This is a genomic window from Streptomyces sp. NPDC046866 (genome assembly GCF_040704625.1).
GTDB lineage: Bacteria > Actinomycetota > Actinomycetes > Streptomycetales > Streptomycetaceae > Streptomyces.
The window spans coordinates 118,983-144,900 of the sequence record NZ_JBEYXN010000014.1 but is presented as its reverse complement, the minus strand read 5'-3'; the positions used below and the strand labels follow the sequence as shown (position 1 = coordinate 144,900).

The 25,918-nt window shown below is 72.6% G+C and carries 25 protein-coding genes; 10 read left to right on the top strand and 15 right to left on the bottom strand.

Annotated elements, in window-relative coordinates:
* Entirely contained in the window at positions 1–1,488 is a 1,488-nt protein-coding gene (locus AB0953_RS21315; protein WP_366861071.1) for an anthranilate synthase component I, read from the bottom strand.
* A gap of 8 nt (positions 1,489–1,496) precedes the next feature.
* Positions 1,497–1,871 (bottom strand): phosphoribosyl-AMP cyclohydrolase, encoded by a 375-nt coding sequence (gene hisI / locus AB0953_RS21310; protein WP_366861070.1) that lies wholly within the window; start codon positions 1,869–1,871, stop codon positions 1,497–1,499.
* 84 nt (positions 1,872–1,955) lie between these two features.
* On the opposite strand from hisI, the gene AB0953_RS21305 reads away from it, so the two are divergent.
* Positions 1,956–2,588 (top strand): TIGR03085 family metal-binding protein, encoded by a 633-nt coding sequence (locus AB0953_RS21305; RefSeq protein ID WP_366861069.1) that lies wholly within the window; start codon positions 1,956–1,958, stop codon positions 2,586–2,588.
* Between the two features lie 214 nt (positions 2,589–2,802).
* Here AB0953_RS21305 and hisF read toward each other — a convergent pair whose 3' ends face one another.
* The 8 genes from hisF to hisD are packed head-to-tail and all read right to left on the bottom strand — an operon-like array spanning position 2,803 to position 8,540.
* Positions 2,803–3,558 carry an imidazole glycerol phosphate synthase subunit HisF gene (gene hisF, locus AB0953_RS21300; protein ID WP_366861068.1) on the bottom strand — a complete coding sequence of 252 codons (756 nt, stop codon included), beginning with the start codon at positions 3,556–3,558 and terminating at the stop codon, positions 2,803–2,805.
* Positions 3,558–3,959, bottom strand: coding sequence for a RidA family protein (locus tag AB0953_RS21295; RefSeq protein WP_366861067.1), 402 nt, complete (start codon positions 3,957–3,959; stop codon positions 3,558–3,560). Before AB0953_RS21295 ends, hisF begins: the two co-directional genes overlap by 1 nt.
* Positions 3,956–4,696, bottom strand: coding sequence for a bifunctional 1-(5-phosphoribosyl)-5-((5-phosphoribosylamino)methylideneamino)imidazole-4-carboxamide isomerase/phosphoribosylanthranilate isomerase PriA (gene priA / locus AB0953_RS21290; RefSeq protein ID WP_366861066.1), 741 nt, complete (start codon positions 4,694–4,696; stop codon positions 3,956–3,958). Before priA ends, AB0953_RS21295 begins: the two co-directional genes overlap by 4 nt.
* Positions 4,696–5,346, bottom strand: a complete 651-nt coding sequence (gene hisH / locus AB0953_RS21285) for an imidazole glycerol phosphate synthase subunit HisH (RefSeq protein ID WP_366861065.1) — start codon at positions 5,344–5,346, stop codon at positions 4,696–4,698. Before hisH ends, priA begins: the two co-directional genes overlap by 1 nt.
* The gene (locus AB0953_RS21280) at positions 5,343–5,510 is read right to left on the bottom strand and encodes a hypothetical protein (protein WP_366861064.1); all 168 of its coding nucleotides are present in this window, start codon (positions 5,508–5,510) and stop codon (positions 5,343–5,345) included. The genes hisH and AB0953_RS21280 overlap by 4 nt, the downstream gene beginning before the upstream one ends.
* Before the next feature lie 2 nt (positions 5,511–5,512).
* Positions 5,513–6,112, bottom strand: a complete 600-nt coding sequence (gene hisB / locus AB0953_RS21275; RefSeq protein WP_361918724.1) for an imidazoleglycerol-phosphate dehydratase HisB — start codon at positions 6,110–6,112, stop codon at positions 5,513–5,515.
* Positions 6,109–7,239 (bottom strand): histidinol-phosphate transaminase, encoded by a 1,131-nt coding sequence (locus AB0953_RS21270; RefSeq protein ID WP_366861063.1) that lies wholly within the window; start codon positions 7,237–7,239, stop codon positions 6,109–6,111. Before AB0953_RS21270 ends, hisB begins: the two co-directional genes overlap by 4 nt.
* Positions 7,218–8,540 carry a histidinol dehydrogenase gene (gene hisD / locus AB0953_RS21265; protein WP_366861062.1) on the bottom strand — a complete coding sequence of 441 codons (1,323 nt, stop codon included), beginning with the start codon at positions 8,538–8,540 and terminating at the stop codon, positions 7,218–7,220. Before hisD ends, AB0953_RS21270 begins: the two co-directional genes overlap by 22 nt.
* 130 nt (positions 8,541–8,670) lie before the next feature.
* Here hisD and AB0953_RS21260 point away from each other — a divergent pair, with 130 nt between their 5' ends.
* The 3 genes from AB0953_RS21260 to ybaK all read left to right on the top strand — a co-directional run bounded on the left by AB0953_RS21260 (position 8,671) and on the right by ybaK (position 11,668).
* Positions 8,671–10,281 carry an oxidoreductase gene (locus AB0953_RS21260; RefSeq protein WP_366861061.1) on the top strand — a complete coding sequence of 537 codons (1,611 nt, stop codon included), beginning with the start codon at positions 8,671–8,673 and terminating at the stop codon, positions 10,279–10,281.
* 116 nt (positions 10,282–10,397) lie between these two features.
* Positions 10,398–11,138 (top strand): LON peptidase substrate-binding domain-containing protein, encoded by a 741-nt coding sequence (locus AB0953_RS21255; RefSeq protein WP_366861060.1) that lies wholly within the window; start codon positions 10,398–10,400, stop codon positions 11,136–11,138.
* Between the two features lie 17 nt (positions 11,139–11,155).
* Positions 11,156–11,668, top strand: coding sequence for a Cys-tRNA(Pro) deacylase (gene ybaK / locus AB0953_RS21250; RefSeq protein WP_366861059.1), 513 nt, complete (start codon positions 11,156–11,158; stop codon positions 11,666–11,668).
* A 255-nt stretch (positions 11,669–11,923) separates the two neighbouring features.
* Here ybaK and AB0953_RS21245 read toward each other — a convergent pair whose 3' ends face one another.
* The 4 genes from AB0953_RS21245 to AB0953_RS21230 form a co-directional block, all read right to left on the bottom strand.
* On the bottom strand, positions 11,924–12,592 hold the full coding sequence (locus tag AB0953_RS21245; RefSeq protein ID WP_366861058.1) for a hypothetical protein: 669 nt from the start codon (positions 12,590–12,592) through the stop codon (positions 11,924–11,926).
* A 19-nt stretch (positions 12,593–12,611) separates the two neighbouring features.
* Positions 12,612–13,394, bottom strand: coding sequence for an ABC transporter permease (locus AB0953_RS21240; protein ID WP_366861057.1), 783 nt, complete (start codon positions 13,392–13,394; stop codon positions 12,612–12,614).
* Entirely contained in the window at positions 13,391–14,356 is a 966-nt protein-coding gene (locus tag AB0953_RS21235; protein WP_366861120.1) for an ABC transporter ATP-binding protein, read from the bottom strand. The genes AB0953_RS21240 and AB0953_RS21235 overlap by 4 nt, the downstream gene beginning before the upstream one ends.
* Before the next feature lie 142 nt (positions 14,357–14,498).
* The gene (locus AB0953_RS21230; protein WP_366861056.1) at positions 14,499–15,803 is read right to left on the bottom strand and encodes an NYN domain-containing protein; all 1,305 of its coding nucleotides are present in this window, start codon (positions 15,801–15,803) and stop codon (positions 14,499–14,501) included.
* Between the two features lie 198 nt (positions 15,804–16,001).
* Between AB0953_RS21230 and AB0953_RS21225 the strand changes: the two genes are divergently transcribed.
* A complete protein-coding gene (locus tag AB0953_RS21225) occupies positions 16,002–16,169 on the top strand; it encodes a hypothetical protein (protein ID WP_366861055.1) in 168 nt (55 codons plus the stop codon).
* 84 nt (positions 16,170–16,253) lie between these two features.
* On the opposite strand, the gene dnaE is transcribed toward AB0953_RS21225, so the two are convergent.
* Positions 16,254–19,796, bottom strand: coding sequence for a DNA polymerase III subunit alpha (dnaE, locus tag AB0953_RS21220; RefSeq protein WP_366861054.1), 3,543 nt, complete (start codon positions 19,794–19,796; stop codon positions 16,254–16,256).
* A gap of 181 nt (positions 19,797–19,977) precedes the next feature.
* On the opposite strand from dnaE, the gene AB0953_RS21215 reads away from it, so the two are divergent.
* The 5 genes from AB0953_RS21215 (at position 19,978) to AB0953_RS21195 (ending at position 25,892) form a co-directional block, all read left to right on the top strand.
* Entirely contained in the window at positions 19,978–21,315 is a 1,338-nt protein-coding gene (locus AB0953_RS21215) for a DUF2252 domain-containing protein (RefSeq protein WP_366861053.1), read from the top strand.
* 62 nt (positions 21,316–21,377) lie between these two features.
* Positions 21,378–22,073 (top strand): hypothetical protein, encoded by a 696-nt coding sequence (locus AB0953_RS21210; protein ID WP_366861052.1) that lies wholly within the window; start codon positions 21,378–21,380, stop codon positions 22,071–22,073.
* Between the two features lie 72 nt (positions 22,074–22,145).
* Positions 22,146–22,943, top strand: coding sequence for a thioredoxin domain-containing protein (locus AB0953_RS21205; RefSeq protein WP_366861051.1), 798 nt, complete (start codon positions 22,146–22,148; stop codon positions 22,941–22,943).
* Positions 22,944–23,043: 100 nt separating this feature from the next.
* Complete coding sequence (locus tag AB0953_RS21200; protein ID WP_366861050.1) at positions 23,044–24,708, top strand: alkaline phosphatase D family protein; 1,665 nt, start codon at positions 23,044–23,046, stop codon at positions 24,706–24,708.
* A 242-nt stretch (positions 24,709–24,950) separates the two neighbouring features.
* Positions 24,951–25,892, top strand: a complete 942-nt coding sequence (locus AB0953_RS21195; RefSeq protein WP_366861119.1) for a zinc metalloprotease — start codon at positions 24,951–24,953, stop codon at positions 25,890–25,892.
* Positions 25,893–25,918 lie beyond the last annotated feature (26 nt).

The following is a 25,918-nucleotide window of genomic DNA, read 5'->3' as shown; positions in this document are numbered from 1 at the left end:
TCAGCGGGTCATCCGGTTGGCCGCCGCCACCGCGCGCAGCACCGCCGCGGCCTTGTTGCGGCACTCGTCGTCCTCCAGCTCGGGCACCGAGTCCGCGACCACGCCCGCGCCGGCCTGGACGTAGGCCGTGCCGTCGCGCAGCAGGGCCGTGCGGATGGCGATGGCGGTGTCGGAGTCCCCGGCGAAGTCCAGGTAGCCGACGCAGCCGCCGTACAGGCCGCGGCGCGAGGGCTCCAGCTCCTCGATGATCTGCATGGCCCGCGGCTTGGGCGCGCCCGACAGGGTCCCTGCGGGGAAGCAGGCGGTCAGCACGTCGAAGGCGGTGCGGCCCTCGGCGACCCGGCCGGTGACGGTGGAGACGATGTGCATCACGTGCGAGTACCGCTCGATGGACATGAAGTCGACCACCTCGACCGAGCCCGGCTCGCAGACCCGGCCGAGGTCGTTGCGGCCGAGGTCGACGAGCATCAGGTGCTCCGCGCGCTCCTTGGGGTCGGCCAGCAGCTCCTCGGCGAGGGCCTGGTCCTCCTGCGGGGTGGCCCCGCGGTGGCGGGTGCCCGCGATGGGGTGCACCATGGCCCGGCCGTCCTCGACCTTGACCAGGGCCTCGGGGCTGGAGCCGACGACGTCGAAGCCGTTCTCGAAGCGGAAGAGGTACATGTACGGGGACGGGTTGGTGGCCCGCAGCACCCGGTAGACGTCCAGCGCGGAGGCCTCGCAGGCCGTCTCGAACCGCTGCGAGGGCACCACCTGGAAGGCCTCGCCGGCCCGGATGCGCTCCTTGATGTCCTCGACGGCGGCCTGGTAGTCCGCACCGCCCCACAGCGCGGAGTACTGGGGCAGCTCGGAGGCCGGGAGCGGGGCCGGGGTGTACGGGGCGGGCCGCGCGAGGTCGGCCTCCATGGCGTCGAGCCGGGCGACGGCGTCGGCGTACGCCTCGTCGACCCCGGTGTCCAGGTCGTTGTGGTTGATCGCGTTGGCGATGAGCTGGACGGTGCCGTCCCAGTGGTCGAGGACCGCGAGGTCGGAGGTGAGCAGCATGGTCAGCTCGGGCAGCCGCAGGTCGTCGGAGCCGTGCTCGCCGATGCGCTCCAGGCGGCGCACGATGTCGTAGCCGAGGTAGCCGACCATGCCGCCGGTGAAGGGCGGCATGCCGGCGGCGAGGTCGCGCGGGGTGTGCAGGGCCTGCACGGTGGCGCGCAGCGCCTGGAGGGGGTCGCCGCCGGTGGGGACGCCGACCGGCGGGGTGCCGATCCAGTGGGCCTCGCCGTCGCGGACGGTGAGCGTGGCGTCGCTGCGGACGCCGACGAAGGAGTAGCGCGACCAGGAGCGGCCGTTCTCGGCGGACTCCAGCAGGAAGGTGCCCGGGCGCTCGGCGGCCAGCTTGCGGTAGAGGCCGACGGGGGTGTCGCCGTCGGCCAGCAGCTTGCGGCTCACCGGGATGACGCGGCGGTCGGCGGCGAGCTTGCGGAACTGTTCGAGATCCATGGGATGCGTCACCTGTCTGCCTGGTCGGCGGCCAGCGGGAGGACGTCGGCGTCGAAGCACGTACGGGCGCCGGTGTGGCAGGCGGCGCCGACCTGGTCGACCTTGACGAGCACGGTGTCGGCGTCGCAGTCGAGGGCGACGGACTTCACGTGCTGGACGTGGCCGGAAGTGTCCCCCTTCACCCAGTACTCCTGGCGGCTGCGCGACCAGTACGTGCAGCGGCCCGTGGTCAGGGTCCGGTGCAGCGCCTCGTCGTCCATCCATCCGAGCATGAGCACCTCACCGGTGTCGTACTGCTGGGCGATGGCCGGCACCAGGCCGTCGGGCGAGCGCTTGAGCCGGGCGGCGATGGCGGGGTCGAGTGCGGAGGTCATGCGGGCCATTGTGCCGCGCGGCGGCGGCCGGTACGGATCACCGTCCGCCTGATGAGCGGGCGCGCGGCGTGTTCCGGCCGTAGGCTTGCGCGCATGTCTACCCATGCGAAGCGTGAACGGCTGCTGCTGGCGGACCTGTTGGAGGCGGCCGGGCCGACGGCGCCGACCCTGTGCGAAGGCTGGCTGACCCGGGACCTGGCGGCCCACGTGGTGGTCCGCGAGCGGCGGCCGGACGCGGCGGGCGGCCTGCTGCTGGGCGTGCTGAAGGAGCGGCTGGACCGGGCGATGGCCGAGTACACGGCGAAGCCGTACGAGGAGCTGATCCAGCTGATCCGCACCGGGCCGCCGAAGCTGTCGGTGTACGCGCTGAAGCAGATCGACGAGGCCGCGAACGCGGTGGAGTTCTACGTGCACGCGGAGGACGTGCGCCGGGCCCAGCCGGACTGGGCGCCGCGGGGGCTGGATCCGGTGTTCTCGGACGCGCTGTGGGCGCGGCTGGAGAAGCTGGCCCGGCTGACGGGCCGCCGCTCGCCGGTGGGGCTGGTCCTGCGGCGCCCGAACGGTCAGACGGCCGTGGCCCACAAGGGGACGCCGGTGGTCACGGTGACCGGGGAGCCGGGTGAGCTGACGCTCTTCTGCTTCGGCCGCCAGTCCGCCGCCGAGGTCTCCCTGGACGGCGAGAAGGAGGCCGTCGCCCGCCTCACCACGGCCCAGCTGGGCATCTAGCCGCACGGCCGCGCCCGTGCCGGTTGCCGCTGCGCGGAGCGGTTCCCCTCCCCGCCCCTTCCCGAAACCGGGCTCCGCCCGGACCCGTTTGCGCTCAAACGCCGCGCGGGCTGGATTTTCCAGCCCCGCCGGCGTTTGAGGCGCGGGGTCCGGGGGCGGAGCCCCCGGTTTCGGGGCGGGGAGGGGGCGGTCCCGCGCAGCGGAACAGCGGCGGCTAGCGGACCGGGTGGCCGGCTGCGCGGAGGGTGGACTTGACCTCGGCGATGCGCAGGTCGCCGAAGTGGAACACCGAGGCGGCGAGCACCGCATCGGCCCCGGCGTCGATGGCCGGCGGGAAGTGGGCCAGCTCCCCCGCCCCGCCCGAGGCGATCACCGGCACGGTGACGTGCTTGCGCACCGCCGCGATCATCTCGGTGTCGTACCCGTCCTTGGTGCCGTCGGCGTCCATCGAGTTCAACAGGATCTCCCCGGCGCCGAGTTCGGCGGCCCGGTGGGCCCACTCGACGGCGTCGATCCCGGTGCCCCGGCGGCCGCCGTGCGTGGTGACCTCGAAGGAGCCGGTGTCGGTGCGGCGGGCGTCGACCGACAGGACGAGCACCTGGCGGCCGAAGCGCTCGGCGATCTCCCGGATCAGGTCGGGCCGGGCGATGGCGGCGGTGTTGACGCCGACCTTGTCCGCGCCCGCCCGCAGCAGCTTGTCCACGTCGTCCGCGGTGCGGACGCCGCCGCCCACGGTCAGCGGGATGAAGACCTGCTCGGCGGTGCGCCGCACCACGTCGTACGTGGTCTCGCGGTTCCCGGAGGAGGCGGTGATGTCGAGGAAGGTCAGCTCGTCGGCGCCCTCGGCGTCGTAGAGCTTGGCCATCTCGACGGGGTCTCCCGCGTCGCGCAGGTTCCGGAAGTTGACGCCCTTGACGACGCGGCCGTTGTCCACGTCCAGGCAGGGGATCACCCGTACGGCGAGTGACATCAGGACTCCCCTCGGAAGGCTTCGACCTCGACCTCGACGACCAGGCTGGGGTCGATGAAGCCGGACACGATGATCATGGAGGTGGCGGGGCGGACGGAGTCGAAGAGCTCCTTGTGGGCCCGGCCGACCTCCTCCACGTCCCGCGCGTGGGTGATGTACATGCGGGTGCGCACGATGTGCTCCGCGCCCAGGCCCGCCTGGCCCAGGGCGTCGATCGCGACGCGGAAGGCGTTCAGGGTCTGCTGGTACGGGCCGCCGGCCACGATCTTGCCGTCGACCACCGAGGTGCAGCCGGAGACGAGGACGAGCCCGTTCGGCAGCTCGACGGCGCGGGAGTAGCCCACGGCCTCCTCCCACGGGCCGCCGGAGGAGATGCGGCGGATGCCGTCGGTCCCGCTCATGCGTCCGCCACCACCCGCAGGGCTTCCTCCAGGGTGAAGGCCTCGGCGTACAGGGCCTTGCCGACGATCGCCCCCTCGACGCCCAGCGGCACCAGTGCGGCCAGCGCCCGCAGGTCGTCCAGCGAGGAGACGCCGCCCGAGGCGACGACCGGCCGGTCGGTGGCGGCGCAGACGTTCCGCAGCAGCTCCAGGTTGGGGCCGGTCAGCGTGCCGTCCTTGCCGATGTCGGTGACGACGTAGCGGGCGCAGCCCTCGGAGTCCAGGCGGGCGAGGGTCTCGTACAGGTCGCCGCCGTCGCTGGTCCAGCCGCGGCCCTTGAGGGTGGTGCCGCGCACGTCGAGCCCGATGGCGATCCTGTCGCCGTGCTCGGCGATGGCCTTGGCGGCCCACTCGGGGGTCTCCAGGGCGGCGGTGCCGAGGTTGACGCGGGTGCAGCCGGTGGCCAGGGCCGCGGCGAGCGTGGCGTCGTCGCGGATGCCGCCGGACAGCTCGACCTTGATGTCCATGGCGCCGGTGATCTCGGCGACCAGGGCGCGGTTGTCGCCGGTGCCGAAGGCGGCGTCGAGGTCCACCAGGTGCAGCCATTCGGCGCCTGCGGACTGCCAGGCGAGGGCCGCCTGGAGCGGGGAGCCGTAGGAGGTCTCGCTGCCGGAGACACCGTGGACGAGGCGTACCGCCTGGCCGTCGCGGACGTCGACCGCGGGGAGGAGTTCCAGCTTCGCTGCGGGCTCGGTCATCACAGGGTCTCGATCCAGTTGGTGAGGAGCTGGGCGCCGGCGTCGCCGGACTTCTCGGGGTGGAACTGGGTGGCCCACAGGGCCCCGTTCTCCACCGCGGCGACGAAGCGCCGGCCGTGCGTGGCCCAGGTGACCTTGGGGCCGGCGATCCTGGGGTTGGTGACCTCCAGGGTCCAGTCGTGCGCCGCGTAGGAGTGCACGAAGTAGAACCGGGCGTCGTCGTCCAGGCCGGCGAAGGCCTTGCTGTCGGCGGGGGCCTCCACGGTGTTCCAGCCCATGTGGGGGACGACGGGGGCCTTGAGGGGGCCGACGGTGCCGGGCCACTCGTCGAGGCCTTCGGTCTCCACGCCGTGCTCGATGCCGCGCTCGAAGAGGATCTGCATGCCGACGCAGATGCCCATCACGGGGCGGCCGCCGGAGAGGCGGCGGCCGATGATCCAGTCGCCGCGGACGGACTTCAGCCCCTGCATGCAGGCGGAGAAGGCGCCGACGCCGGGGACGAGGAGCCCGTCGGCGTCCATGGCCTTGTCGTAGTCGCGGGTGATCTCCACGTCGGCGCCGACGCGGGCGAGGGCGCGCTCGGCGGAGCGGACGTTTCCGAAGCCGTAGTCGAGGACGACGACCGATTTGGTGGGTCGGGATGCGCTCATTCCCAGATTCCTTCGATCCGCAGGACTCCGGCGGCCAGGCACATCGCGGAGCCGATGGCGAGCAGGACGACGACCGACTTGGGCATCTGCTGCTTCTGGAACGACCAGACGCCGCCGGCCAGGAACAGGCCGACGACGATCAGGACGGTGCTGAGGCCGGTCACGGCTAGAGGGCGCCCTTCGTGGAGGGGAGGATGCCGGCCGCGGCGGCGCGCGGGTCGAACTCGGACGCGTAGCGCAGCGCCCGGGCCAGCGCCTTGAACTGGCACTCCACGATGTGGTGGGCGTTGCGGCCGTACGGGACGTGGACGTGCAGGGCGATCTGGGCCTGCGCGACGAAGGACTCCAGGATGTGCCGGGTCATCGTCGTGTCGTACGCGCCGATCATGGGCGCCATGTTCTCGGGCTCGGTGTGCACGAGGTAGGGGCGGCCCGACAGGTCGACGGTCACCTGGGCGAGGGACTCGTCCAGCGGGACGGTGCAGTTGCCGAAGCGGTAGATGCCGACCTTGTCGCCGAGGGCCTGCTTGAAGGCGGCGCCGAGCGCGAGGGCGGTGTCCTCGATGGTGTGGTGGCTGTCGATGTGCAGGTCGCCGTCGGTCTTGACCGTGAGGTCGAACAGGCCGTGGCGGCCGAGCTGGTCGAGCATGTGGTCGTAGAAGCCGACGCCGGTGGAGACGTCGACCTGCCCGGTCCCGTCGAGGTTTATCTCGACGACGACGGAGGTCTCCTTCGTGGTCCGTTCGACCCGTCCGATGCGGCTCATGCGTGCTGCTCCTTCTTCAGTGCGCGAACCGCTTCCAGGAACGCGTCGTTCTCGGCCGGGGTGCCCGCGGTGACCCGCAGCCAGCCCGGCACGCCGTTGTCACGGACCAGGACACCCTGGTCGAGGATCTTCTGCCACGCGGTGTGGGAGTCGTCGAACCTGCCGAACTGGATGAAGTTCGCGTCCGACGCGGTGACCTCGTACCCGATCGCCCGCAGTTCGCCGACGAGGCGGTCCCGCTCGGCCTTGAGCTGCTCGACGTAGCCGAGCAGGGTGTCGGTGTGCTCCAGGGCCGCCAGCGCGGTGGCCTGGGTGACGGCCGACAGGTGGTACGGCAGGCGCACCAGCTGGACGGCGTCGACCACGGCCGGGTGCGCGGCGAGGTAGCCCAGGCGCAGTCCGGCGGCGCCGAAGGCCTTGGACATGGTCCGGGAGATCACCAGGTTCGGGCGGCCCTCGATGAGGGGCAGCAGGGAGTCGCGGTGGCTGAACTCGACGTACGCCTCGTCCACGACGACGAGTGAGGGCTTGGCCGCCTGCGCGGCCTCGTAGAGCGCGAGGACCGTCTCCGCCTCCACCGCGGTGCCCGTGGGGTTGTTGGGCGAGGTGATGAAGACGACGTCGGGTGCGTTCTCGGCGATGGCCTGCTCGGCCGCCGCCACGTCCAGGCTGAAGTCCTCGCGGCGCGGGCCGGAGATCCAGCCGGTGCCGGTGCCGCGGGCGATCAGGGCGTGCATCGAGTACGAGGGCTCGAAGCCGATCGCGGTGCGGCCGGGCCCGCCGAAGGTCTGCAGCAGCTGCTGGATGACCTCGTTGGAGCCGTTGGCGGCCCAGACGTTCTCCAGGGCGACCGGGTGCTTGCCGGTACGGGTGAGGTAGGCGGCGAGCGCGGTCCGCAGCTCGACCGCGTCCCGGTCCGGGTAGCGGTTGAGGGTGCGGGCGGCGTCGGCGACGCGCTCGGCGATGCGCCGCACCAGCTCCTCGGGGAGCTCGTAGGGGTTCTCGTTGGTGTTCAGCTGGACGGGCACGTCCAGCTGCGGGGCGCCGTACGGGGACTTGCCGCGCAGCTCGTCCCGGATGGGGAGGTCGTCCATGCCGATGGTGCTCACGTGACCGGGACCTTCCATCCGAAGCGCGCCTTCAGGGCCGCGCCGTGCGCCGGCAGGTCCTCCGCCTCGGCCAGCGTCACCACGTGGTGGGTGACCTCGGCGAGGGCGTCGCGCGTGTAGTCGACGATGTGGATCCCGCGCAGGAAGGACTGCACGGACAGGCCGGAGGAGTGGCAGGCGCAGCCGCCGGTGGGCAGGACGTGGTTCGACCCGGCGCAGTAGTCGCCGAGCGAGACCGGGGCCCACGGGCCGACGAAGATCGCGCCGGCGTTGCGGACGCGGGCGGCCCGGGCGGCGGCGTCGGCGGTCTGGATCTCCAGGTGCTCGGCGCCGTACGCGTCGACGACCTTCAGGCCGTCCTCCAGGCTGTCGACCAGCACGATCGCGGACTGCTTGCCGGCGAGGGCGGGCCTGATCCGGTCCTCGACGTGCTTGGTGGCGGCGACCTGTGGCTCCAGCTCCTTCTCGACGGCGGCCGCGAGCTCCTCGGAGTCGGTGACGAGGACCGCGGCGGCCAGCGGGTCGTGCTCGGCCTGGCTGATCAGGTCGGCGGCGACGTGCACCGGGTCGGCGGTGGAGTCCGCGAGGACGGCGATCTCGGTCGGGCCGGCCTCGGTGTCGATGCCGATCCTCCCGGTGAAGTAGCGCTTGGCCGCGGCGACCCAGATGTTGCCGGGGCCGGTGACCATGTTGACCGGCAGGCACTCGTCGGTGCCGTACGCGAACATCGCGACGGCCACGGCGCCGCCGGCCGCGTACACCTCGTCCACGCCGAGCAGCGCGCAGGCCGCGAGGATCGTCGGGTGCGGCAGGCCGCCGAACTCCGCCTGCGGCGGGGAGGCCAGCGCGATGGACTCCACGCCCGCCTCCTGGGCCGGCACGACGTTCATCACGACGGAGGACGGGTACACCGAGCGGCCGCCCGGCGCGTACAGGCCCACGCGCTCGACCGGAACCCACTTCTCGGTCACGGTGCCGCCGGGCACCACCTGGGTGGTGTGCTCGCTGCGGCGCTGGCTGCGGTGCACGGTCCGGGCGCGCCGGATCGACTCCTCCAGGGCGGCGCGGACGGCGGGGTCGAGCTCGTCGAGGGCCTTGGCCAGGGCCTCGGCGGGCACCCGCACCTTCTCCAGGGTGACCCCGTCGAACTTCTGCGCGTACTCGATCAGCGCCGCCGTGCCACGATGATGGACGTCCTCGCAGATGGGCCGCACCTTCTCCAGGGCGGCTTCCACGTCGAACTCGGCACGGGGCAGCAGGTCGCGCAGGGCGCCGCCCTCGGGGAGGGCGTTGCCGCGCAGGTCGATACGAGAGATCACCTCCCAATTCTCTCAGACCACCCGGCGGGGCCGTCCGCCCGTATCACTGGCTGATACACGCCCCGCACGTCACCGGCTGCGTCTAGCGTTCCCGGTGTTTCGTACACACATCTCAGCGGAGGGGGCCGCCATGACGGGGGCGTCGGGGGCGTCGCAGGGGGACGGGGAGCCGGCGGACCTCACCGCCGCCGAGCGGCGCATGTGGGAGGCCTTCCGCACCGGCAGCGTGTGCGACCTCAGCGCCCGCGCGGCCGACCACGACGATCCGCACAACGACCGGGTGTGGTCCGAGGGACGCAGCGTCCGGGCTCAGACCGTGGCCCTGCTGCTGCTCCACGGGCCGCCGCCGGTGCCGGGCCGGGTGGCCGCGCTGAAGCTGCGCGGCGTGCGGATCACCGGCCGCCTGGACCTGTCCGGCGGCACCGTGGTGCCGTACGTCGAACTCCAGTCCTGCCGCTTCGACAGCGAGGTCCAGCTGTCGGAGACCCGGTTCGTCACGCTGCGCCTGATCAATTGCGCGATCCCCCGGCTGGACGCCTCCCGGCTGCACACCGAGGGCGACCTGCACCTGCCGCGCTGCCGGGTCGCCCGCGGGATCCGGCTCACCGACGCGCAGATCGGCACCGACCTGCTGATCAGCCAGGCCGTGGTGCGGCGCGACAGCCGCGGGCGGGCCATCGCCGCGGACGGCCTGTCGGTCGCCCAGGACTTCCAGGGCGAGCTGCTGGAGGCGTACGGGGAGGTGAGCCTGCGCGGCGCGAAGGTCGGCGTGTCGATGAACCTGCGCGGGGCCCGGCTGCAGAACCCGGGCGGGCGGCGGGCGCTGAACGCCCCGCAGCTGACCGTCGAGCGCACCCTGTACCTGACCTCGATCGCCCTGGACTACGTGCTCGGCGACTCCGGCTCCTCCACTCCCCCCTACGGGCTCGGCCAGACCCCGACGCGCGGGCAGCGTGCCCGGCCCTTCGACTGCCGGGGCGGGCTGCGCCTGGACGACGGCCGCTTCGGCGACGCCGTCGACTTCTACGGGGCCCGGTTCACCCTCGGCGAGGAGCAGGAGGTGTCGCTGCGCCGGATCCAGACCCCGGAGCTGCGGTTCGTCGGCGAGCGGCCCGAGCCGGGGCGGGTGGTGCTGTCCGGGGCCAAGGTGGTCAAGCTGGTCGACACCTCCACCAGCTGGCCGGGGCAGGGCGGGGTGGCCATCGAGGGCTTCGTGTACGAGAACCTCGCCCCCCGCGGCCACTTCCCGCTGGCGCGGCGGCTGGCCTGGCTGGCGGCGGCGACCCCGGAGTACTCGCCGGAGCCGTACGAGCGGCTGGCGGCGGTGCTGCGGACCAGCGGGGAGGACGCGGACGCCCGCGAGGTGCTGCTGGCCAAGCAGCGCCGCCGGCGGGCGACGCTCCCGCCCGCGGCGAAGGCGTGGGGGTACCTGCAGGACTGGACGGTGGCGTACGGGTACCGGCCGGGCCGCGCCGCGCTGTGGATGGCGGTGCTGTGGGCGGCGGGGGCGCTGCTGTTCGCGCAGCACGACGCGCAGGCCATCAAGGCGGACGAGCACCCGGAGTGGAACCCCGCCCTGTACGCCCTGGACCTGCTGCTGCCGGTCATCGACCTCGGCCAGGAGGGCCAGTGGAGGATGGCGGGCTACTGGCAGTGGGGGGCGGCCGTCCTGGTCCTGCTGGGCTGGATCCTGGCGACGACGGTGGCGGCGGGGGCGACGCGGCTGCTGAGGCGGGGCTGACGGGCGCGCGGGGCCGCGACGGGGGCGTGGCGGGGCCGTGACGGGGGCCGACGGGGCGGGTGACGGGCAAGAACCGAGGTGACAGGGCCCGCCCTGCGGCCACTACCCTGTGCGTCGTGACCACCGTTCGCCTGCCCCTCTTCCCCCTGAACACGGTGCTGTTCCCCGGACTCGTGCTTCCGCTGAACGTCTTCGAGGAGCGTTATCGCGCCATGATGCGGGAGCTGCTGAAGACGGGCGAGGACGAACCGCGCCGCTTCGCGGTCGTCGCGATCCGCGACGGCCGGGAGGTCGCCCCCACCGCCCCCGGACTGCCCGACCAGACGGCACGGCCCGAGCGGGGCCCGGCCGCCGGCTTCGGCTCCGACCCGATCCAGGCCTTCCACCGCGTCGGCTGCATCGCCGACGCCGCGACGATCCGGGAACGGGAGGACGGCAGCTTCGAGGTCCTCGCCACCGGCACGACCCGGGTGCGGCTGCTGTCGGTGGACGCCTCGGGCCCGTTCCTGGTGGCCGAGCTGGAGGAGATCCCGGAGGACGCCGGGGACGGCGCGGGCGCGCTGGCCGAAGGAGTGCTGCGGGCCTTCCGCAACTACCAGAAGCGGCTGGCGGGGGCCCGGGAGCGGTCCCTGACCACGGGCGCGGACCTGCCGGACGAGCCGTCGGTGGTGTCGTACCTGGTGGCGGCCGCGGCCGTCCTGGACGTCCCGGCCAAACAGCGGCTGCTCCAGGCCCCGGACACGGCGACCCGGCTGGCGGAGGAGCTGAAGCTGCTCCGGTCGGAGGCGGCGGTGATCCGGCACCTGCCGTCGCTGCCGGCGGTGGATCTGACGCGGGCGCCGACGAGCCCGAACTGAGACGAGGGGGCGCAACGATGGCCAAGGCGGCCAAGGCCGGCAAGAACAGGAGCGGGGCGGGGGCGACGCCCGCGGTGGCCGCGCTGTCGGCGGCGGGGGTGGAGTTCGCCACGCACGCGTACGACCACGACCCGGCGCACCCCTCCTACGGCCAGGAGGCGGCGGAGGCGATGGGCGTGAGCCCGGACCAGGTCTTCAAGACGCTCGTCACGGACGTGGACGGCGTGCTGACGGTGGCCGTCGTACCGGTCTCCGGGAGCCTGGACCTGAAGGCGCTCGCGGCGGCGGTGGGGGCGAAGCGGGCCGTCATGGCGGACCCCGCCCTCGCCGAGCGGACGACGGGGTACGTGGTCGGGGGGATCTCCCCGCTCGGGCAGCGGAAGCGCCTGCGCACGGTTCTGGACGAGTCCGCCTCGGCCCACGCCACGATCTGCGTCTCGGCCGGCCGCCGGGGTCTGGAGGTCGAGCTGGCCCCCGGTGCCCTGGCCGCCCTCACGTCGGCCACCCTGGCCCCCATCGCCCGCCCGTAGCGACCACCGCTGCGCGGAGCCGTCCCCTCCCCGCCCCTTCCCGCTGTGCCGGATATGCGGCTCCGCCGCGCGGCGGGGCTCCGCCCCCGGACCCTCCCCCAGCGCCTCAAACGCCGGCGGGCTGGAAAATCCAGCCCGCGCGGCGTTTGAGCGCACCGGGCGCGAAGCGCCCGGAACCGGGTCCGAGCGGAGCCCGGTTTCGGGAAGGGGCGGGGTGGGGAAACGGCTCCGCGCAGCGGCAAGCCGCGGCGGCCGTCAGGGCTGCGGCGGCTCCGGGGCGGCCGGCGGCACCGGGCCGCCCCCGTGGACGTGGGGCGGCGGGTACGGCCCGTCCGGCGCCGCGGGGGCCGGGTCATGCGGGGCCCACAGGGCCGTCAGGGCCAGGTGGAGGGCCAGGGCCGCCATGGGCCAGCCCAGCAGGACCCCGTGGGCGAGGAGCTGGAGGGGGGCGTCGAACGGGACCCCCTTGCCGGCTTTCAGCGCGGCCGCGGCCACGTCCTGCGTCGGCCCCAGCCACAGGCCCGTCCGCCAGCCCAGCAGCGCGGCCAGGCAGGAGCCGGCCCCGAGGCCGACCACCTGCGGGACGCCGCCGCGGCGCCGCCACAGGAAGACCAGCGCCCCGCTCAGCAGCCCCAGTCCCACCGACAGCAGCAGGAACACCGCGTCGGCCCCGATCCGGGCCTCGCTCTCGGTGTTGCGCAGGAACACGGCCTCGCCGTTGGACACGTACTGCGCCCGCGGCGCGAGCCACACCCACAGCAGCCCGAGGAGCACCCCGGCCACCCCCACGACGAGGGTGATCGCGGCCCCGTCGCGGACGTCCCCGGCGGTGATGCGCCCGCCGGCGCCGTCGGGCGCACCGGCGGACGCCGGCTGCTGCGGCGGGGGTTCGAACGGGTTCGGCGTGGTCACGGCTTCGGTCACTCCCACATCGTGCCAGGTGTCAGCGGACCGCTGCCCGCCGGTACGCCCACGTCGCGACGGCCAGCGAGAGGACGCCGACCGCCCCGCACACCCCGAGGTCCAGGCAGACGGCCGCCCAGTCGGGGTGCGGGGCGAAGGTCCGCGCGAAGGCCTCCACCCCGTACGTGGAGGGGAGCAGGTCCCGCGCCCACACGATCGCGTCCGGCATCCGCTCGGGCGGCAGCACGCCCAGCAGCAGCGCGGCGGACATGCCCAGCTGCCCGGCGAGGGTGGCGAGCTCCTGCCGGGGCGCGAGCAGCCCGAGCGCCGCGCCCAGCCCGGCCAGGGCGGCCCCGGCCAGCGGCACCACCGCGCCCAGGATCCACAGTCCGCCCATCGGCAGCCCGAAGAGCAGGCACCCGAACACCGCCGTGACCAGCGTGCCCGGCAGGGTGAAGGAGGCGTACGCGGCGGCCGCGCCGAGCACCACCGAGGCGGGCGGCACGGGCAGCGTGGCGTAGTGGTCGAGTCCGCCGCTCGCCCGCAGCTGCCCGAAGTACTGGGCGAGCAGGTTCAGCGCGACGAAGGCGACCACCAGCACCGAGGAGCCGGCGACCACCGCCCGCGCCTCCGAGCCCCCGTCGACCACGCCCCGCATCAGGACCATGATCCCGACGGACTGGAAGGTGGCCACGAAGAGCAGCGGGATCCGCGCCACCCGGGCCCGGGACAGCTGCGCCCGGTACACGGCGGCCAGCGCCGGCAGCAGCCGGGCCCGCGGGGCCAGCACGCCGGGGGCCGTGGTCGGCAGCCCGGCGGTCACGCCTTCACCAGTCCCTTCGCGGTGCGCCCGCCCAGCGCGAGGTAGACGTCCTCCAGGCTCGGGGTCGCCAGCGTGAAGTCGTCGAGGGCGGCGAACGCGGGCCCGCCGGTGACGGCGCCCACGGCGGCCCGCGCCGCGTCGGGGTCGAGCCGCAGCACCCAGCGCCGGCCGGAGGCGGCGGCCGCGGCGGCCAGCGCCGCGACCTCGGGGACATCGAGCGGGGGCGCGCTGCGCCAGACCAGTTCGAGGCGGACCTCGCCGGAGACCTCGGCCTTCAGTCCGGCCGGGGTGTCGCAGGCGATGACCCTGCCCTGGTCGATGACGGCGACCCGGTCGAGGACGGTCTCGGCCTCGATCACGTTGTGGGTGACGAGCAGCACGGTGGTGCCGTGTTCGGCGCGGCGCCGGTCCACGGCGTCCCACACGGCCCGCCGGGCCACCGGGTCCATGCCGGTGGTGGGCTCGTCGAGCACCAGCACCGCCCGTTCGCCGACGAGCGCGGCGGCGAAGCAGGCGAGGCGCCGCTGGCCGCCGGAGAGCTTCTTCAGGGGCCGGCCGGCGAGGGGGGCCAGGCCGAGTTCGTCCAGGACGGCGTCGCGCGCGGCGCGGGCGGCCCGGGCGTCGAGTCCGCGCAGCCGCCCGGTGGTCTCGGCGGCGAGGGCCACGGTGAGCTCGTCGAGTGCGGTGGATTCCTGTCCGAGGTAGGCCAGGAGCCGGGAGGCCCGCTCGGGGTGGCGCACGAGGTCGTGGCCGAGCAGGGTGACGGAGCCGGAGTCGGGCCGCAGCAGCCCGGTCAGCTGCCGGACCAGGGTGGACTTGCCGGCTCCGTTGGGGCCGAGGAGGCCGAAGACCTCGCCGCGCAGGACGTCGAGGCAGATCCCGTCGCTGGCGCGGGTCTCGGGCAGGGCGGGGGCGCCGCGCCGGCCGCGCACGGCGGGATAGGTCTTGACCAGGTCACGCACCGTGCAGACCGGGGTCTCGGCCGCTGCCGCGCCGTCGGCCGCCGCCGCTGCCGGGGCGGCCGCTGCCGCGCTGCGGCTGCCCGGCGGTCTTGCTGGTGCTGTGCCCGTACTCACGAGGGAGCAGCCTACGCGGCTCGGGGCCCTAGTCGGCGGCCGGGGTCGCCGGGCTCCCCGGCACGGCGGCCGCCGCACCGGCGACGTGCTCGGCCGCGGCACGGACGTCGATCTCCCGCCAGAACCCGGCGCGGATGGCGTAGCGGTCGTGTTCGTCGATCTGGTCGTCCTTGTGGGCGAGCAGCCCGAACCGGGCGGCGTAGCGCAGCAGCTCCCCGTCGATGCGGTGCGGGATCCGCGGGTACATGGTGGCGAGCTTGTGCAGGTGGACGGGTTCGGGGAGGCGCTCCATCCAGCGGCGGGCGAAGACCTGGCCGACCTCGAAGGGGTCGCCGCCGACGGTGGTGATGTCCTCCTCGCGGTCGGCCCAGCGCTGTTCGGCGCTGGTGAGCTGGGCGAGGGTGGGCAGGGAGGCGGTCTCGGCGGGTTCGCCGAGGGGTCCGGGCCGGTCGATCCAGCCCTTGTCGGAGGACCAGCGCAGGGCGCTGGCCGGGGACGGGGCGGGGGCGTGCCCGGGCCCGGCCTGCTGGCCGGGCGCCCGCAGGGAGCCGGCGAGGTCCTTCGGCGTGGGGACGGTCTTGCCGCCGGCGGCGGGGGCGGGCACGGGGGCGGCGGCTCCGGCCTCGGGTGGGACGGGTGCGGCGGCGGGGGCGGCGGCTCCGGTGCCGCCGGCGCTGCGGGCGGCCTCGGCGAGGGCGGCCTCCGGCAGGGGGGCGGAGAGGATCGCGGCGATCTCGGGGCGGGGGGCGGGCGGCGGTGAGCAGAGCCCGGCGAGGTCCTTGGCGCGGACGGCGCCCGTGATCCAGGCCCGGTCCAGGACGCGGCGTTCGTCGGCCTCGGCGACGAGGTCCTCGGACTGGTTGTAGTCGCCGTCGGCGGCCTGGACGGCCCAGAGGTGGACCGCGACGCCGTGCTCCTTGGCGGACATCAGGCCGGGCAGCAGATCTCCGTCGCCGGTGACGAGGACCACGTCGGAGCAGGCCCGGTTGCGGGCGAGTTCGGTGAGCTCGGCGTGCATGGCGGCGTCGACCCCCTTCTGGGCCCAGCGCCCGTCGCTGCGGGTCAGGGCGCCCAGGCGGACGGTGACCCGGGGCATGACGCGGAGCCTGCGGTGCTCGGGCTGGGGCACCCGGTCGGGTGCGCCGTCGAACCAGTAGATGCGCAGCAGGGGCTGCGCGGTGTCGGCCTCGGCGCGCTCGCGCAGGCCCTGGATGAGGGCGGCGTGGTCGACGGTGATGCGGGAGCGGGAGGGCTCCCCCGCGAGAAGGCTGGCGGCGGCGCCCAGCAGATAGCCGGCGTCCACCAGGACGACGCAGCGGTCCACGCGTTCCACCTCTTCCGTGGGGGGGTGCTCGGGTTTTCCCCGAGTCTGCCCGACCGCAAGGGTGTTGACGGCCGGAACTCGATCATCGGCGTGGCGGAGTTCACGGTTGCGCCGACTACGCGCAGTAAAGATCCAAAATGCGTGGTTCGTGATGCTGTGTGAGTGTGAAGGCGGTCCTGGCCCCTAGACCCTCACGGAGGCTCCACCATGGCCAAGAACAAGAACCAGAAGACCCCCGCCAAGCAGCAGTCCCGCTCCGGCGCCCAGGACGCGTCGAGGAGCTCGGTGGATACGGCGCACGAGTCCTCGTCCTCCGCGCCGAGTCCCATGGACATGGCGCGCAAGGGCAAGCAGAAGCGCTTCGGCCACAACTGAGGCCGCGTACGAGGAAGGGCGCGCCCGGGGTTCCGGGCGCGCCCTTCCTCGCGCCCCGCGCGCGGCGGGGGTCGCGTGCCCGCGTCAGCCGGCCAGGCAGGACGGGCCGAGGAGGACCTTGAGGTCGCCGAAGAGGGCCGGGTCGGGCTGGACCCGGTGGCGGTCGAGGCGCAGCACGGTGGTGGTCCGCGGCCCCTGGAGCTTGATCCGGACCTCGGTGTTGCCCTTGTGGTGGCGCAGGATCTCGCCCAGCCGGGTGACCATCGGAGGGGTGACCTTGACGGTGGGGATGGTGAGGACGACGGGGGCGTTGGTGCCGGCGGAGGACAGGTCGGGGACCATCATCTCCATCGCGACGAGCCGGGGGACGTCCTCGCGCTTGTCGAGGCGGCCCTTGACGAAGACGACGGTGTCCTCGACCAGCTGGGTGGAGACGAGCTGGTAGGTGGCCGGGAAGAACATGCACTCGATGGAGCCGGCGAGGTCCTCGACGGTGGCGATGGCCCAGGCGTTGCCCTGCTTGGTCATCTTGCGCTGGAGGCCGGAGATGATGCCGCCGATGGTGACGACGGCGCCGTCGGCGTGCTCGCCGCCGGTGAGCTGGGAGATGCCGGCGTCGGTCTTGTCGGACAGGACGTGCTCGAGGCCGAAGAGCGGGTGGTCGGAGACGTACAGGCCGAGCATCTCGCGCTCCTGGGCGAGCAGGTAGGACTTCTCCCACTCGACATCGGAGAACTCCACGTCGAGGCCGAAGCCGGGCTCGTCGCCGCCGCCCTCGTCGCCCATGGAGCCGAAGAGGTCGAACTGGCCCTCGGCCTCCTTGCGCTTGACCGCCACGACGTTGTCGATCATCGACTCGTGGTGGGCGACCAGGCCCTTGCGGGTGTGGCCCATCTCGTCGAACGCGCCGGCCTTGATCAGCGACTCGATGGTGCGCTTGTTGCAGACGACGGCCTCGACCTTGTCCAGGAAGTCGGGGAAGGAGGAGAACTTCCCCTTGGCCTTCCTGGTCTTGATGATCGACTCGACGACGTTCTGGCCGACGTTGCGCACGGCGGTGAGGCCGAAGAGGATCACGTCGTCGCCCTGGGCGGCGAAGTTCGGCTCGGACTCGTTGACGTTCGGCGGGAGCACCTTGATGCCCATGCGCCGGCACTCGTTCAGGTAGATCGCGGACTTGTCCTTGTCGTCCTTGACCGAGGTGAGCAGGGCGGCCATGTACTCGGCCGGGTGGTTGGCCTTGAGGTAGGCGGTCCAGTACGAGACCAGGCCGTAGGCGGCGGAGTGGGCCTTGTTGAAGGCGTAGCCGGCGAAGGGGACCAGGACGTCCCACAGGGCCTGGATGGCCTCGTCGCTGTAGCCGTTCTTCCGGGCGCCCGCCTGGAAGATCGTGAAGTTCTTCGCCAGCTCCTCGGGCTTCTTCTTGCCCATGACGCGGCGCAGGATGTCGGCCTCGCCGAGCGAGTAGCCGGCGATGATCTGGGCGGCCTTCTGCACCTGCTCCTGGTAGACGATCAGGCCGTAGGTGACCGCGAGCACCTCTTCGAGGGGCTTTTCCAGCTCCGGGTGGATCGGGGTGATCTCCTGCTGCTTGTTCTTGCGCAGGGCGTAGTTCGTGTGCGAGTTCATGCCCATCGGGCCCGGCCGGTACAGGGCCGAGACGGCGGAGATGTCCTCGAAGTTGTCGGGCTTCATCAGGCGCAGCAGGGAGCGCATGGGGCCGCCGTCGAACTGGAAGACGCCGAGGGTGTCGCCGCGCTGGAGCAGCTCGAAGGTCGTGGGGTCGTCGAGCGGGAGGGCCAGGAGGTCGATGTCGATCCCCTTGTTGGCCTTCACCATCTTGACGGCGTCGTCCATGATCGTGAGGTTGCGCAGGCCGAGGAAGTCCATCTTCAGCAGGCCGAGCGACTCGCAGCTCGGGTAGTCCCACTGGGTGATGGTGACGCCGTCGGTGTGCCTCACCCAGACGGGGACGTGGTCCACGATCGGCTCGCTGGACATGATCACGCCGGCGGCGTGCACGCCCATCTGGCGGACCAGGCCCTCCACGCCGCGGGCGGTGTCGATGACCTTCTTCACGTCCGGCTCGTTCTCGTACATCGAGCGGATCTCGCCCGCCTCGCTGTAGCGCGGGTGGTTCGGGTCGAGGATGCCGGAGAGGGGGATGCCCTTGCCGAGGACGTCGGCGGGCATGGCCTTGGTGAGCCGGTCGCCCATGGCGTAGGGGTAGCCCAGGACGCGCGCGGAGTCCTTGATCGCGTTCTTGGCCTTGATGGTGCCGTAGGTGCCGATCATGGCGACCTTGTCGGCGCCGTACTTCTCGGTCACGTACCTGATCACCTCGACGCGCCGGCGCTCGTCGAAGTCGATGTCGACGTCGGGCATGGAGATGCGCTCGGGGTTGAGGAAGCGCTCGAAGATCAGGCCGTGCGGGATCGGGTCGAGGTCGGTGATGCCCATGGCGTAGGCGACGATCGAGCCGGCTGCGGAGCCTCGGCCGGGGCCGACGGCGATGCCCTGGTTCTTGGCCCACATGATGAAGTCGGCGACCACGAGGAAGTAGCCGGGGAAGCCCATCGAGATGATCGTGTCCATCTCGTACTCGACCTGCTTCATGCGGTCCTCGGGGATCCCCCCGGGGAAGCGGCGGTGCATGCCGCGCATGGTCTCCTCGCGGAACCAGGTGACCTCGGTGTAGCCCTCCGGGATGTCGAACTTCGGCATCAGGTTGCGGAAGGTGAACATGCCCTCGGTGTCGACCTGCTCCGCCACCAGCCGGGTGTTGGCGCAGCCCTCCTGCCAGGCGTCCGAGGAGTCGATGGCGTACATCTCCTCCGTGGACTTCAGGTAGTAGCCGGAGCCGTCGAAGCGGAAGCGGTCCGGGTCGGAGAGGTTCTTGCCGGTCTGGATGCACAGCAGGGCGTCGTGGGCGCCGGCCTCGTGCGCGTACGTGTAGTGGGAGTCGTTGGTCACCAGCGGCGGGATGCCGAGCTTCTTGCCGATCTCCAGCAGGCCGTCGCGGACGCGGCGCTCGATCTCGATGCCGTGGTCCATCAGCTCCAGGAAGTACCGGCCCTTGCCGAAGATGTCCTGGTAGTCCGAGGCCGCCTTCAGGGCCTCGTCGAACTGGCCGAGGCGCAGCCGCGTCTGCACCTCGCCCGAGGGGCAGCCGGTGGAGGCGATCAGGCCCTCGGACCACTGCGCGATGGTCTCCTTGTCCATGCGCGGCCACTTCGTCAGCCAGCCCTCGGCGTACGCGTCGGAGGACAGCCGGAAGAGGTTGTGCAGGCCGGTGTTGTTCGCCGCCCAGATCGTCTTGTGGGTGTAGCCGCCGGAGCCGGAGACGTCGTCGCGCTTCTGGTGCGGCTGGCCCCACAGGATGCGCCGCTTGTTGCGCCGGGACTCGGGGGCGACGTACGCCTCGATCCCGATGATCGGGGTGATCCCGGCCTTCTGCGCGGAATGGAAGAAATCGTACGCACCGTGCAGGTTGCCGTGGTCGGACATGGCGATGTGCGTCATGCCCATCTCGTTGCACGCGCTGAACATGTCCTTGAGCCGCGCGGCACCGTCCAGCAGGGAGTACTGGGTGTGGACGTGCAGGTGCGTGAACGGCGTCTTGGCCACGGCGCTGGTCTCCTGAGGGGCGGGTGGGGGGCGTGAGGGGGCAGCTTCGAATCCTACGTCCCGCGGCTGACACATACCGGGCACCGGACGGTACGGTCGGGCGTTGCAGAACCAGAGGGTCCGCTCCGGCGTCCAGTCGGTCGGAACCCGTACCAGCCCGTGCACCAGGAGGCACCCCGCCATGGCGGTCCCCGAGACGACGAACGAGCAGCGCGCCGAGCAGATACTCGACGTGTTCGACACCGCCTTCGGTGAGCTCCTCGCCGCCGATCCCTCGGCCTTCCAGGTCAAGTTCCGCAAGATGGCGGCGTCGGCCTTCGCCTTCTACCGCGGGACGGCCTGCCTCTTCTACGCCGATCTGGAGCGCGAGCGCCACGGCGGCCCCTACCTGGACGACCGGACCGGCCGGGTGTGGATCCACGGCGACCTGCACGCCGAGAACTTCGGCACGTACATGGACTCCAACGGCCGCCTGATCTTCAACGTCAACGACTTCGACGAGGCGTACGTGGGCCCCTTCACCTGGGACCTCAAGCGGTTCGCCGCCTCCGTCGCCCTCATCGGCTACTCCAAGGCGCTCGCCGACGAGCAGATCAGCGAGCTGGTGCGGGTCTACGCGGCCGCCTACCGGGAGCGGATCCGCGTCCTGGCCGCCGGCGCCAAGCACGCGGAGGTCCCCTCCTTCACCCTGGACACCTCCCGCGGCCCGCTGCTGGACGCCCTGCGCTCCGCCCGCGCCCGCACCCGCTTCTCCCTGCTGGACTCGATGACCGAGATCCGCGACCACGAGCGCCGCTTCGCCCCCGGCGGCGGCGCGATCGAGCTGGACGCGGCCACCCGGTACAAGGTGCTGGCCGCCTTCGACGGGTACCTGGAGACCCTGCCCGACGAGTCGCTGGTGCGCCCGGACTCCTACCGGGTCAAGGACGTGGTGGGCCGCCGCGGGGTCGGGATCGGCTCGGCCGGCCTGCCCTCGTACAACATCCTGCTGGAGGGCCACAGCGACGCCCTCGAGAACGACGTGGTGATCTACCTCAAGCAGGCGCAGACCCCGGCGGTCTCCCGGCACATCACCGACCGGGCGGTGCGCGACTACTTCCGCCACGAGGGGCACCGCACGGTGATCTCGCAGCGGGCGCTCCAGGCCCACGCCGACCCGTGGCTGGGCTGGACGGAGATCGAAGAGGGGGGACGCCGGGTCGGGCAGCTGGTGGCCGAGGTCTCCCCGTACGCGGTGGACCTGGACTGGTCGGACCTGGACGAACCGGAGGAGATCGCGGCCGTGGTGGCCGACCTGGGCCGGGCGACCGCGACCATGCACGCCGCGGCCGACGAGGCCGAGAGCGGGCACAGCCTGGTCCCGTTCTCCACGGAGCGCGCCATCGATGCCGCGATCGCCGCCGACGAGGAGGGCTTCGCCGAGCTCCTGGTGGACTTCGCGCACGCCTACGGGGCCCGGGCCCGCGCCGACCACCAGATCTTCGTGGACCTCTTCCGCAACGGCCGGATCCGGCCGTAGTCCCCCGCCCCCGCCGAACCCGGGGGCACGGATTCACAGGGAGTCATGGCACACTCGCGCCGATGGACATATCAGGGGCAGGCACCAGGGGGCTGAGGGCCGCGCTGTTCAGCGCGCTCGTCGTGCTGCTCTCGGCCGGCTCGCACGTCCTGATGTCGCGGGTTCCGCTGCCGCCGTCGACGGTGGGCGGGGCCTTCGCCGCCGTGTTCCTGATCGCGTACGCGCTGGCCGGGCGCGAGCGGGGCTTCGGCCCCATCGCCGCCCTGCTGGTGCCGCTGGAGCTGGCCGCCGACACCGTCTTCACCGCAGGCCAGCACGTCTGCTACGGGCCGGCCGGCGGCCCCGTCTCGGGTCCGCTGCGCGCGCTCGGCCTGGACGGGCTGTGCGGCGGCGCCCCGCTGGGCGGGCCGCTGGCCGAGGTGGCCGGCCCCGCCGGCGCCCCGGCCGCGCTGCTCGCCTCCCCCGGGCCGTGGACGCCCTGGCTGCTGCTCGGCGCGCACGTCTCCGTCGGGCTGCTGGCCGCGGCCTGGCTGCGCCACGGCGAACGGGCGCTGGGCCGGCTGCTGCGTGCGGCGGCCGCCCTCGCGTTCCGGCCACTGGCCCTGGCGGCCGCCTCGGCGGCCGCCGTGCCGGCCGCCCGGCGCCGGGGCCGCGGGCGCCGGCCCGACCCCGCGGGCCCGGCGGCCCGCACCCGCTTCCCCGCCCACTCCGTGGGGCGCAGGGGGCCGCCCGGGCGCGGCGCACTCGTGTGCGCCTGACCCCCGTACGGCACTTCCCCCTCTTTTCGACCCTGACGTTCTTCACGTCACACCACCCCACGGAGACCCACCATGAGTGCACGCAACAGCCAGGCGAACAAGGCGGCGGCCCGCGACCGGCTGCGGGCCGAGCGCGAGAAGCAGGCCAAGAAGGACAAGGTGCGCCGCCAGGTGATCGTGGCCGGCGCGGTCGTCTCGGCCCTCGCCCTGGCCGGCGGCATCGGCTACTGGGTCGTGCAGGCCAACCAGCCCGGCGAGTGGGAGAAGGCCGCCGACGCCGCTCTCGTCGCCCCGAAGAACACGGCGGGCGAGAACGGCACGACCGTCGTCATCGGCAAGGCCGACGCCAAGAAGACCCTGGAGCTGTACGAGGACGCGCGCTGCCCGATCTGCTCCCAGTTCGAGCAGACCGTCGGCCCGCAGGTGAAGAAGGACGTCGACGCCGGCAAGTACAAGCTGCAGTTCGTCGGCGCGACCTTCCTCGACAAGGCGTTCAACGGCAGCGGTTCGAAGAACGCGCTCAGCGCGCTCGGCGCGGCCCTGAACGTCAGCCCCGAGGCGTTCCTGGAGTACAAGGCGGCGCTGTACTCGAAGGAGAACCACCCCGACGAGCGCGACGACAAGTTCAGCAAGGACGACTACCTGTTGAAGGTCGCCGACGAGGTGCCGGCCCTCAAGGGCAACGCCGAGTTCAAGAAGGCCGTCGAGGACGGCACGTACAACCGCTGGGCGATCGAGATGTCCAAGCTCTTCGACAAGGCGGGCGTCAAGGGCACCCCGGCGCTGAAGATGGACGGCAAGCAGATAGAGATCGAGAAGATGACGCCGGAGTCCTTCACGGCCTCGGTCGACAAGGCCCTCGCGGGCTGACCCTCCATCCGGTACGGGCGGGCGAACTTCGAAAGTTCGCCCGCCCGTTGCTTGCACGGGGCTGTACCGGCGGTTATACCCGTCAGTAATATCATCGCCCGTGACCAGTCAACTCACCTCCCACACCGCGGCAACTCCCCGTCGCCGCACGGTCGTCAAGGCCGCTGCGGCCACCGCGGCCCTCACGCCCTTCGCGGCTGCCGCCCTGGGTGCCTCCAGCGCCTCGGCGGCCACGAACGGACCCGCCTTCCTGCACGGCGTCGCCTCCGGCGACCCGCTGCCCGACGGCATCCTGCTGTGGACCCGCATCACCCCGACCCCCGAGGCCGTGCCCGGCTCGGGCGCCGGCCCGGACGTCCGGGTCGGCTGGGAAGTCGCCGAGGACAAGGCCTTCTCCCGGATCGTCGCGAACGGCACCGTCACGGCGAGCGCCGCCGGCGACCACACCGTCAAGGCGGACGTGCGCGGACTGCAGCCGCAGACGCCCTACTTCTACCGGTTCACCGCCGAAGGCGCCGTCTCCCCGGTCGGGCGGACGCTGACCGCCCCCGGCCACGACGCACGGACCCCCGGGGTCCGCTTCGGCGTGGTCTCCTGCGCCAACTGGGAGTCGGGCTACTTCTCGCCCTACCGGCACCTGGCGGCGCGCACGGACCTGCACGCGGTGCTGCACCTGGGCGACTACATCTACGAGTACCAGAGCGGCGGCTACCCCGAGGCGAAGTACGTCGTACGCCCGCACGAGCCGAGGCACGAGATCACGACCCTCGCCGACTACCGGACCCGGCACGGGAAGTACAAGACGGACGCGGATCTCCAGGCGCTGCACGCCGCGCACCCGGTCATCGCCATCTGGGACGACCACGAGTTCGCCAACGACGCCTGGTCGGGCGGCGCGGAGAACCACACGCCGGGCGCGGAGGGGGACTGGGCGGTCCGCGCGGCCGCCGCCAAGCAGGCGTACTTCGAGTGGATGCCGGTGCGCACCTCCACCGCGGGCACCGTCTACCGGCGGCTGCGCTTCGGCACCCTGGCCGACCTGCACCTGCTCGACCTGCGCAGCTTCCGCTCCCAGCAGGTCAAGATCGGCAGCGGCTCCGTGGACGACCCGGAGCGCACCATCACCGGGCGCGCCCAGCTGGACTGGCTGAAGGCGGGCCTCGCGGGCTCGAACGCCACCTGGAAGCTGGTCGGCACCTCGGTGATGATCTCCCCGGTCGCCTTCGGGTCGCTGCCCGCACACCTGCTGGGGCCGCTCGCCAAGCTGCTCGGCCTGCCCGAGGGCGGCATCGCGATCAGCACGGACCAGTGGGACGGGTACACCGACGACCGCAAGGAGCTGCTGGGCCACCTGAAGGACCGGAACATCAAGAACACGGTGTTCCTGACGGGCGACATCCACATGGCGTGGGCCAACGAGGTCCCCCTCGACATGGCGACGTACCCGGGCTCGGGGACGGCCGCGACGGAGTTCGTGGTGACCTCGGTGACCTCGGACAACATCGACGACCTGCTGCACGTCCCGGCGCGCACCGCCTCGCTGGCCGCGGAAGCCGCCATCCGGGCCGCCAGCTGGCACGCCAAGTGGCTGGACATGGACTCGCACGGCTACGGCGTGCTCGACGTGACGGCCGAGCGCTCGCAGATGGACTACTACGTCGTCTCCGACAAGCGGAAGCAGGACGCCACCTCTTCCTGGGCCCGTTCGTACCGCACGCTGACCGGCAGCCAGAAGGTGGAGCGGAGCTGGGACCCGGTCCGCTGACCCTCCTGCGGAATCACTGACGGACCGTCAATTCTGTTGTTCCCGGGGGCTCCTGGTGCAGACCAGGAGCCCCGCGACACCCAGAAGCAACAAATCTTTTACCTCCAGGTCTTGCGGCATGCATGACATGGACACATAAGCTTCGCGCCAGCGTGAGGAAATCCCTCACCCCCCACCACGCTTCGCGAGGAGTCAACGTGCGCGCTGCTGCCCGCATATCCCCCAAGCTCCGCCGCCGCCTCATGGGCACGGCCGTCCTGGCCGGAACCCTGGCGTTCGCCGCGCTCACCGCCCCCACCACCGTGGCCGCGGCCAAGACCGGTGCCGAGTCCTGTGCCGACGCGCCGGCGGCCGCCGCCAACGCCCGCGTCGCCAAGCCCAAGGACGGGCACGCCGCCGAGCCCAACGAGGTGACGGACGCCCAGGTCAAGGCCATGGACGCCGACCTGACCAAGAAGCTCGCCCAGGTCGGCCCGCAGCGCCAGATGCGCGCCGCCGAGGTCACCGCCGCGACCACCATCCCGGTCTACGTCCACGTCATCACCAACGGCTCCCAGGGCCAGCTGACGTCGACGGACATCAACAACCAGATCGCCGTCCTCAACGCCGCCTACAGCGGCCAGGGCACCGGCAACGTCGACTCCGGCTTCCAGTTCTCCCTGGCCGGGACCGACTACACCGACAACGCGACCTGGTACACGGTCTCCGACGGCACCCAGGCCGAGAAGGACATGAAGACCGCGCTGCGCAAGGGCGGCAAGAACGCGCTCAACCTCTACACCGCCAACCTCGGCGGCGGCCTGCTCGGCTGGGCCACCTTCCCGAGCTCCTACGCCTCCGCCCCGAACATGGACGGCGTGGTCCTGCTCAACTCCTCGCTGCCGGGCGGCTCCGCCGCCAACTACAACGAGGGCGACACCGCCACCCACGAGGTCGGCCACTGGATGGGCCTCTACCACACCTTCCAGGGCGGCTGCTCGGGCAGCGGCGACTCCGTCGCCGACACCCCGGCCGAGAAGAGCGCGGCCTTCGAGTGCCCGACCGGCCGTGACTCCTGCACCACCAAGGCGGGCGTCGACCCGATCCACAACTTCATGGACTACACGTACGACTCGTGCATGTACCAGTTCACCGCGGGTCAGGTCGCCCGCATGAAGAGCATGTGGACCGCCTACCGCGCCTGATCACAGGCCGCGGCGCCGTGACGGCA

Excerpts from the sequence above, each read along its gene's own strand:
- AB0953_RS21315 (WP_366861071.1), bottom strand. The coding sequence starts at position 1,488 with ATGGATCTCGAACAGTTCCGCAAGCTCGCCGCCGACCGCCGCGTCATC.
- hisI (WP_366861070.1), bottom strand. The coding sequence starts at position 1,871 with ATGGCCCGCATGACCTCCGCACTCGACCCCGCCATCGCCGCCCGGCTC.
- AB0953_RS21305 (WP_366861069.1), top strand. The coding sequence starts at position 1,956 with ATGTCTACCCATGCGAAGCGTGAACGGCTGCTGCTGGCGGACCTGTTG.
- hisF (WP_366861068.1), bottom strand. The coding sequence starts at position 3,558 with ATGTCACTCGCCGTACGGGTGATCCCCTGCCTGGACGTGGACAACGGC.
- AB0953_RS21295 (WP_366861067.1), bottom strand. The coding sequence starts at position 3,959 with ATGAGCGGGACCGACGGCATCCGCCGCATCTCCTCCGGCGGCCCGTGG.
- priA (WP_366861066.1), bottom strand. The coding sequence starts at position 4,696 with ATGACCGAGCCCGCAGCGAAGCTGGAACTCCTCCCCGCGGTCGACGTC.
- hisH (WP_366861065.1), bottom strand. The coding sequence starts at position 5,346 with ATGAGCGCATCCCGACCCACCAAATCGGTCGTCGTCCTCGACTACGGC.
- hisB (WP_361918724.1), bottom strand. The coding sequence starts at position 6,112 with ATGAGCCGCATCGGACGGGTCGAACGGACCACGAAGGAGACCTCCGTC.
- AB0953_RS21270 (WP_366861063.1), bottom strand. The coding sequence starts at position 7,239 with ATGGAAGGTCCCGGTCACGTGAGCACCATCGGCATGGACGACCTCCCC.
- AB0953_RS21260 (WP_366861061.1), top strand. The coding sequence starts at position 8,671 with ATGACGGGGGCGTCGGGGGCGTCGCAGGGGGACGGGGAGCCGGCGGAC.
- ybaK (WP_366861059.1), top strand. The coding sequence starts at position 11,156 with ATGGCCAAGGCGGCCAAGGCCGGCAAGAACAGGAGCGGGGCGGGGGCG.
- AB0953_RS21225 (WP_366861055.1), top strand. The coding sequence starts at position 16,002 with ATGGCCAAGAACAAGAACCAGAAGACCCCCGCCAAGCAGCAGTCCCGC.
- AB0953_RS21215 (WP_366861053.1), top strand. The coding sequence starts at position 19,978 with ATGGCGGTCCCCGAGACGACGAACGAGCAGCGCGCCGAGCAGATACTC.
- AB0953_RS21210 (WP_366861052.1), top strand. The coding sequence starts at position 21,378 with ATGGACATATCAGGGGCAGGCACCAGGGGGCTGAGGGCCGCGCTGTTC.
- AB0953_RS21205 (WP_366861051.1), top strand. The coding sequence starts at position 22,146 with ATGAGTGCACGCAACAGCCAGGCGAACAAGGCGGCGGCCCGCGACCGG.
- AB0953_RS21195 (WP_366861119.1), top strand. The coding sequence starts at position 24,951 with ATGGGCACGGCCGTCCTGGCCGGAACCCTGGCGTTCGCCGCGCTCACC.